8 protein-coding genes are annotated in these 7,572 nt (G+C 70.6%); 3 read left to right on the plus strand and 5 right to left on the minus strand.

Translation table 11 applies throughout. The features are described 5' to 3' along the window. Positions 1 to 92: 92 nt before the first annotated feature. From AB0K00_RS11860 to AB0K00_RS11875, 4 genes are all read right to left on the minus strand, one after another. Positions 93 to 1,346, minus strand: coding sequence for a delta-60 repeat domain-containing protein (locus AB0K00_RS11860; protein ID WP_363518943.1), 1,254 nt, complete (start codon positions 1,344 to 1,346; stop codon positions 93 to 95). Between the two features lie 76 nt (positions 1,347 to 1,422). Beyond that, entirely contained in the window at positions 1,423 to 1,842 is a 420-nt protein-coding gene (locus tag AB0K00_RS11865) for a globin (protein WP_363518946.1), read from the minus strand. Then, complete coding sequence (locus tag AB0K00_RS11870) at positions 1,839 to 3,341, minus strand: MFS transporter (RefSeq protein ID WP_363518949.1); 1,503 nt, start codon at positions 3,339 to 3,341, stop codon at positions 1,839 to 1,841. Before AB0K00_RS11870 ends, AB0K00_RS11865 begins: the two co-directional genes overlap by 4 nt. A gap of 244 nt (positions 3,342 to 3,585) precedes the next feature. After that, entirely contained in the window at positions 3,586 to 4,623 is a 1,038-nt protein-coding gene (locus AB0K00_RS11875; protein WP_363518952.1) for a mechanosensitive ion channel family protein, read from the minus strand. A gap of 201 nt (positions 4,624 to 4,824) precedes the next feature. On the opposite strand from AB0K00_RS11875, the gene AB0K00_RS11880 reads away from it, so the two are divergent. After that, entirely contained in the window at positions 4,825 to 5,364 is a 540-nt protein-coding gene (locus AB0K00_RS11880; protein WP_363518955.1) for an HNH endonuclease, read from the plus strand. Between the two features lie 22 nt (positions 5,365 to 5,386). Here the strand turns inward: AB0K00_RS11880 and kynU are convergent, their stop codons facing one another. Then, positions 5,387 to 6,637: a kynureninase gene (kynU, locus tag AB0K00_RS11885; RefSeq protein ID WP_363518957.1), complete on the minus strand. Its 1,251-nt coding sequence runs from the start codon at positions 6,635 to 6,637 to the stop codon at positions 5,387 to 5,389. A 116-nt stretch (positions 6,638 to 6,753) separates the two neighbouring features. Here kynU and AB0K00_RS11890 point away from each other — a divergent pair, with 116 nt between their 5' ends. Both AB0K00_RS11890 and AB0K00_RS11895 read left to right on the plus strand, forming a co-directional pair. Further along, positions 6,754 to 7,056, plus strand: coding sequence for a hypothetical protein (locus AB0K00_RS11890; RefSeq protein ID WP_363518960.1), 303 nt, complete (start codon positions 6,754 to 6,756; stop codon positions 7,054 to 7,056). Then, a complete protein-coding gene (locus AB0K00_RS11895; RefSeq protein ID WP_363518963.1) occupies positions 7,043 to 7,447 on the plus strand; it encodes a DUF5130 family protein in 405 nt (134 codons plus the stop codon). Before AB0K00_RS11890 ends, AB0K00_RS11895 begins: the two co-directional genes overlap by 14 nt. Positions 7,448 to 7,572 lie beyond the last annotated feature (125 nt).

Genomic DNA, 7,572 nt, shown 5'->3' on the forward strand with positions numbered 1-7,572 from the left:
GTCATTCGGCCGGATGTCGCCGCGAGTTGTCCGCCCAGTCAACGAAAAAAGGCCCCCGTCAGGGTGACGGGGGCCTTTTCTCCGATCGGGTGTTACAGGGGCAGCATCGCCAGGCGGGCGTGCCACTCGCCGCCGATCTTCTCGGTGTCGGAGCCGACGAGCAGGCCGTACGGCGTCGCCAGCAGCGCCCTGGCGCCGACGCCGCGCGGCTCCCGCTTCGGGTTGAACGCGGTGGCCTTGCCGCTCGCCGGGCTGATCGCGGCGATACCGGGCCGGCTGACCGCACCCTTGCCGGCGGTCTCCTTGCCGAACGGGTTGTCCATCCAGCGCTGGTGGCCACCGACGTAGACGGCGGAGCCGGTGTCGGCGACCGAGTACAGCGAGTCGCCACCGGTCCAGTTGATCCAGACGGGCTTGTGCAGGCCGGTGCCGCGCAGGTCGAAGCGGGCCGCCGTGTCGCACATGAGGTGGTCGCCCCACTTGCGGCCGGTGGAGACGATCGTCGCGTACGTGCCGGTCGGGTCGAAGTCGATGCCGCGCAGGTAGGTCTCGAACCCGGCGCGGCAGGGCTTGGTGTAGACGTCGGTGTACCAGTCGGCCAGGCGCGCCGAGTTGGCCGCGTTGTCGATCATGACGACCTGGGCGCGGTACTGGCCGAACGCCTGCTCGACCGCGCCGACGGCGGCGAGCCGGTTGCCGTCCGGGCTGATCGCCAGGTCCTCGAGCTTGACCCGGGTCAGGTTCGGCGCGGAGAGCTTCGCGTCGAACGTGGTGTCGGCCCAGCCGCTGGTGGCGTTGAGGCGGGCCAGGCCGGCGCGCTTCTGCCCGCCGATGCTGGTGAACGAGCCGGCGGCGTACAGCCACGGGCCGAACGTGACGAGGCTGCGCGTGTCGCCCCAGTTGATCTCGCCGGTGAAGGCCGGCACGCGCTTGCCGTCGGCGAGGCTGAGCTGGGCGAGCCCACGCTGCGCGCCGCCGCCGATCTTCTGGAACGCGCCGCCCGCGTAGACGGTGTTGTTGGGCCCGGCAGCGAGCGTGAGGACCACGTCGTCGGCCTCCGGGGCGAACGGCAGGATCTCGCCGGTCGTCGCCCGGTACGCGAAGATGTTCTTGCGCTTGAGCTTGGCCTTCTTGCCGGCGGGCACGACGGTGGTGAAGTCGCCGCCGACCACGACCACGTCGCCGACGAGCGCGAACGCGCGCACCTCGCCGTCCAGGACGTTCGGGGTGTAGTCGACGGGGTTCGTCGACACGGTCGAGGCGTGGTTCAGCGCGGCGGAAGCGGGCATGGCGACCGCGATCGCGGCCAGTGCGGTTGCGGCGGCAGCGAGCAATCGTCGGCGCATACGTGCGGCTCCTTCGTTAGTACAGGGGGGAAGCGCCCAACATGGGGCGCATACACCGCTAACGAAGGAAAGTTACTTAAGACACGATCTGTCCGATTCCGCCGGCAGGTTCGTCCTCCGGGGCGTTGACCATGAAGTGGGCGGCCCGCTCCAGGTACTCCCACAGCACGGCCTCGGCCTCGGGTTCGAGGGCGATCGCGTCGACGGCCCGGCGCATCTGCCGCAGCCACGCGTCGCGTTCGGCCGGTCCGACCGTGAACGGCGCGTGCCGCATGCGCAGCCGCGGGTGGCCGCGGGTCTCCGAGTAGGTGCTGGGGCCGCCCCAGTACTGGATCAGGAAGAGGCGGAACCGCTCATTGGCCGGCCCGAGGTCCTCCTCCGGATACAGGGGCCGCAGGATCGGGTCGTCGGCAACGCCGGCATAGAACTCGTCGACCAGCTTGCGGAACGTCGGCTCGCCGCCGACGAGCTCGTAGAAGTTCGGGGAGGACGTCACCCGTCAACTATGCCGCGACCGCGGCTGAGGGATCGCGGCGGGAGCGCACCGAGCTCCGCGGTGCGCTCGCTGAGGTCGACCGTGCGTTCCGCCGGGTCGGCGACCGGCACCCGGCGCGGTGCCGGGCCCGGCGACGGCCGGGGGCGGCGGGTGGGCAGCGGCGCGCGGCCGAGGTCGATGGTGACCTCGCCGAACTCCTCGTTGGCGCCGTGGGTGGGGGAGTGCTCGTCGGCGGCGACCTGCACCTTGTTGGCGGCGACCGCGTCGGCGATCGTGGCGTGCGCCGGCCAGGTGACGACGATGACCGCCATGATGACCACGCCGGCGATCGCGAAATACCCGACGACCTGCGGCAGCGGGTGGTTGCTGGCGAGCCAGCCGGTGAAGAGGATCGAGCCGCCCTGCACGAGGTGGACGCCGCTCTGCATCACGCCGAACGCCCGTGCCCGGTACGCCGGCGGCAGCACCTGCACGAACAGCGCATTGGTGGCGGGCAGGGTGCCGGACAGCGCCGCGCCGGAGACCAGGGTCATCGCCACGACGCCGTAGATGTTCAGGTCGAACAGGGCGGGCACCAGCGCCAGGGGCGTGATGAGCGCGAACGGGCGGATGTAGGCGTTGCGCCGCTGCGGCTTGACCAGCCAGGTCATCACGATGCTGCCGGCGACGAAGCCGACGGCGGCGGCGACCATGATCGTGCCGAGGTAGATGGCGCTGGAGCGGCCGGCGAGATCGGCGGACCAGGCCGCGGCGAGCCCCTCCGGGACCACGCCGAAGCAGACCCCGCAGAACACGACGAGGGCGATCGAGCGCATCACCGGGGAGCGGAACACCACGGTGTAGCCCTCGGCGGTCTCCCGCAGCAGGTTGCTGCGCTTGTCGGCGGTGAGGCTCGGGGTGCGCTCCTTGACCCGCACCGCCACCAGCAGCGCGGAGATGCCGAAGCTGGCGGCGTTGAGCAGCAGTGCATACCGGGCGTCGACCGCGGTCAGCGCCGCGCCCACCGCATACCCCGCGATGAGGGCGAACTGGCCGGCCGTGCGCTGCAGGGTCAGCGCGGTGACATACCGCTCGCCCCGCAGCACCCGTGGCAGCAGAGCCGAGCGGGCGCTGTCGAACGGCGGGCTCAGCAGCGCGCTGATGAACAGCAGCCCGATCAGCGCGCCGATCGGCAGGCCGCCGAAGACCGCGAGCGCGGTCATGATGGCCATGCGGATCAGGTCCGACAGAATCATGATCTTGCGGTAGGAGTGGCGTTCGGTGATCGCCGACAGCACCGCGCCGATGCCGAGCCACGGCAGGTAGCTGATCGCGAACGCCGCCGCCGACGCGATCGGTGACCCGGTGCGCATGTAGACCAGGGCGATGACGGCCGCCCGGGCGGCGCTGTCGCCGAACCATGACAGCGCGCTGGCGCTGAACAGCGCCAGGTATTCGCGGTCGGTGAGGACCTCTCGCGCGCTGGCCGGCCGGTCAGCGGACTCGTCGGGATCGGACACCGGCGGAGCCCCCTTTCCCTCGGTCACGACAGCGGCGTCGAACGTTCGCGGGCGCGGCCGAACCGGTGTGCTCCGGCGCCGGGAGGGGTCGAACGGCGCCGGACCGGGACATCGTGCAGCGATGCACCTGAACGAACGGACGATAACCGACTAGCCACCCGATGCGCGACCCTACCCGGTGGGCTGGCCGCAACTGACCGCAAGATCGGACAAAAGAGTCGCGGGGACGTCCCCCGAAGGAACCTCAGGTCGGGCCGCCCTGGCCGGTGTCGGCTCCGGCGTTGGTGTCGGCGGGTGGCCGGATGAACATCCGCGACGCGCTGATCTGTGCGGCGATCCCCGCCTTCTCCAAGGCGTCCGTCAGCCGCCGCCGCAACTCGCGGCCGACCCGCCACTGCGCCTCGGTCGACGTCTTGACCGTCGTGCGCAGGACGGCACCCTCGTTGGTGAGCTGCTCGACGCCCAGCACGGTCGGCGGGTCGATGAAGTCGTTGACGAAGTCGGGGTCCTCGGCGACGGCGGCGGCGGCCTCGCGCAGCACTGCGGCGGCCTGGTCGACCGCGACGAAGCCGACCGGCACGTCGATGTTGACCACGGCCCAGCCCTGGCTCTTGTTGCCGACCCGGACGATCTCGCCGTTGCGCACGTACCAGACCACGCCGGAGGCGTCGCGGATGGTGGTGATCCGCAGGCCGACCGCCTCGACGGTGCCGACGGTCTCGCCGATGTCGATCACGTCGCCGATGCCGTACTGGTCCTCCAGCAGCATGAACAGCCCGGCGATGAAGTCCTTGACCAGGTTCTGCGCGCCGAAGCCGATCGCCAGGCCGGCGATGCCCGCGCTGGCCAGCAGCGGGGCGAGGTCGAGGCCGATCTCACCGAGCACCAGCATGGCGGAGATGCTGAACACGACCGCGGAGGCGATGCTGCGCAGCACCGAGCCGAGCGCCCGGGCCCGCTGGTTGCGCCGCTCCGACGGCTGGGTGAGCGAGTTGGGCAGCCGCCGGCGCAGGGGCCGCAGCAGCGAGCCGCCGGTCTCGTGGTCCGACACCGTGTGCCGGATCAGGCGGTCGATCGCCCGGTGGATGATCGCCCGGATCAGGAACGCCAGGATGATGATCATCACGATCGTCAGCGGTTTGACCAGCACCCAGTAGCTGCTCTCGGCCAGCCAGGGGATCTTCGTCTGCTCGTAGACGAACTCGCAGAACCCGTTGTCGGAGCAGCTCGGGCTGGGTTCGGGCGCCGGCGTAGGCGACAGGGCGAGCACGCTGCTCAACAAGCACTCCTTGACAAACCGGTGCGAACGGGGGGAAGTCCGCACAAACACTCGGGCGAGCCCGCGAAGGTTCACCCGCCGGCCGCAAATAGTACGTGCAATCCGAGGATCTATCAGGGACGATTAGCCCACGGACCGCCGCTTCGGTGGCCCGTTACACAGACCTTCTCCAGGGAGTTTCCTTCACGCTTTAGGGGGACGGCGATGCCTGACATACGACCCGCACGAGTATCGGGTGCGCTGGTTCTGAATGCCACCTACGAGCCGCTGTGTGTCGTGTCTGTCAGACGTGCCACCATCCTGGTCCTCACTTCGAAGGCGGTCTGTGTCGCCGACGGTGAGGGCATCCTGCACAGTGCGATGAACGAGCTTCCGGTCCCATCTGTCGTCCGGCTCACGCGTTACGTCCGCGTTCCGTACCGCACCCACATAGGCCTGTCCCGCCGGGGTATCTTCGCCCGCGACGGCTGGCGGTGCGCCTACTGCCGGGGCCCCGCGGAGACCATCGACCACGTGATGCCACGCAGCCGCGGTGGGCGGCACGCATGGGAGAACGTCGTCGCCGCCTGCGCTCGCTGCAACCACACCAAAGGCGACAAAACGCCAGCCGAACTCGGCTGGCGTTTGCTTGCGACCCCTCATGCGCCGAAGGGCGTCGCGTGGCGGGTCCTCGGCCACCGCACCCCGGACCCGCGCTGGGCGGACTGGCTCGACGTCCCGATGGACAGCCAGCTCGCAGCCTGATCCGCAGCGCCGGGCGGGTGACTCAGGTCACCCGTCCGGGCGCCGCCTCGAACTCGCGGTAGGACCCGCTGGTCACGATGTCGCGCAGCCGCGCCATGCCCTCCCACACGTCCACGAACCGGGTGTACAGCGGCGCCAGCCCGATCCGCAGCCGCTGCGGGGTCCGGAAGTCCGGGATGACCTTGGCCGCCTTCAGCGCCTGGCAGATCTGCCACGCCTGCGGGTGCTGGAACGTCACATGTGACCCTCGCCGCCCGGGGTCGCCGGGCGTGGCCAGCGTGAGCGCATCGCCGAGCCAGGCGTCGCCGAGTTGGATGGTGTACGAGGTGAGCTCCGCACTCTTGGCGAACAAGTTCGCCACGCCGGCCTCGGCCGTGATCGTGGCCCCTTCCAGCACCGCATAGCCGCCCAGGACCGGCGGCGTGCCGACCTGGAAGCGCTCGATCGACTCGACCGGGTCGTATCCGGCGTCCATCGCGAACTGGTCGCGCTGGCCGAACCAGCCCCAGATCGGCTGGCGCAGCCTCGCCTGCAGGTCACGCCGGACGAACAGGAACGCCGGCGCACCGGGCCCTGCGTTGAGGTACTTGTACGTGCACCCGACCGCCAGGTCCGCCCCCGACTCGCGCAGCGGCACCGGCACCGAGCCCGCGGAGTGGCACAGATCCCACAGTGTGAGGGCCCCCACCCGGTGCGCGGCAGTGGTGATCGCCACCATGTCGGCGAGCGCGCCGGACCGGTACGCCACGTGCGACAGGGACACCAGGGCGACGTCGTCGTCGAGCGCGGCCGCGACCCGCGCCGGGTCGATGCCCGCGTCGATGTCGGTCGCCACCACCCGCAGCTCCAGCCCCCTCGCGCGGGCCAGGCCCTCCAGGACGTAACGGTCGGTAGGAAAGTTGTCGTCGTCGGTCACGATGACGCGCCGCCGCGGGCTCGCGTCCAGCGCCGCCGACGCCAGCTTGAACAGGTTGACGCTGGAGGAGTCCGACAGGATCACCTCGCCGCGCGCGACGCCCAGCACCCCCTCGGCGATCACGTCACCGGCGCGTCCGGCCAGGTCGATCCACGTGTCCCAGCCGCGGATGAGCTCGCCGCCCCACTCCCGGTCGATGGCGTCGTGCAGCCGGTCACGCGTGGTGAGCGGCAGCCGGCCGAGCGAGTTGCCGTCGAAGTACACGAGGCGTTCGTCCGGGATGTGGAAACGCGTGCGGAAGTGACCGATCGGGTCCTGTGCGTCACGCGTTTCGGCATACTGGCGGCTGAGGTCCATGGAACTGACGGTACTTCCGCGAAGATCGGCAATACCCCCCGGCAACGCGCTGGTCATCATGGCCCGCTAACGTGAAGCCGGTCTTTTAGTCCCTTCGACGCCTGGGGGCGTTGAGCTTGTCCATCATCGAGACGACGCTGATCTTCGCCGGCATTCCGGCAGCGGTCATCGTGCTCATCGCGGGCGCCGCCTATGCCGGGGGTGCCCGGCGTAGCAAGCGTTACCGGCCCGGCCGGCCCTTCGACTTCACGCCGGTCTGGTTCCTGTCCGTGCCTGAGCAGGTGACCCAGGCGGCGAAAGCCCGCGAGCTCACCGGTGCGCGGCGGGCCGAACTGACCGCCGGCGCGCCGGCCGTGACCGAGTGGTCCGGCGACAGGGCGCAGCCGCACGTCATGGGAGGCGCAAGTGACCGGTGGTAGCGGAGCTGGCCTGGTAGGCCAGCCTGACGTCCTCAACGGGCCGTTCACCACGCGCCAGCTGCTGCGCCTCGACGAGGCGCTGCGCCTGGCCGACTCCTCGACCGGCCTCACCTTCAGCATCTATGTCGGCGCTCTTGAAGAGCCGATGCGCGGTTATGCCGAGCAGCTGCACGGGCAGCTCGCCGACCCGCCGCACTCGGTGCTCATCGCGGTCTCGCCCAACCAGCGGACCCTTGAGATCGTCACCGGCGGCGAAGCCCGCCGCCGGCTCCCCGACCGCGCGGCGAAGCTGGCCGCCCTGTCGATGGCGGCGGCCTTCGGCGGTGGCGACCTCGCCGGCGGCATCGTCGCCGGGCTGTCCCAGCTCGCCGACCACGCCGGCCGCCACTGACCGCACAACCCCGCACGCGTTTGCCGACGGCGCGCCGTCTCCCCGTCGACCGTGCCCTCGGTGACGATCTCACCGTGGTCCATGATCGCGATCCGGTCGCAGAGGGCGTCGGCCTCGTCGAGGTA

This window comes from Dactylosporangium sp. NPDC049525 (genome assembly GCF_040676755.1).
Lineage (GTDB): Bacteria > Actinomycetota > Actinomycetes > Mycobacteriales > Micromonosporaceae > Dactylosporangium.

What these genes read in the sequence shown, in the direction of transcription:
- AB0K00_RS11860 (WP_363518943.1), bottom strand. Translation starts at nt 1,346, where the DNA reads ATGCGCCGACGATTGCTCGCTGCCGCCGCAACCGCACTGGCCGCGATC.
- AB0K00_RS11880 (WP_363518955.1), top strand. Translation starts at nt 4,825, where the DNA reads ATGCCTGACATACGACCCGCACGAGTATCGGGTGCGCTGGTTCTGAAT.
- kynU (WP_363518957.1), bottom strand. Translation starts at nt 6,637, where the DNA reads ATGGACCTCAGCCGCCAGTATGCCGAAACGCGTGACGCACAGGACCCG.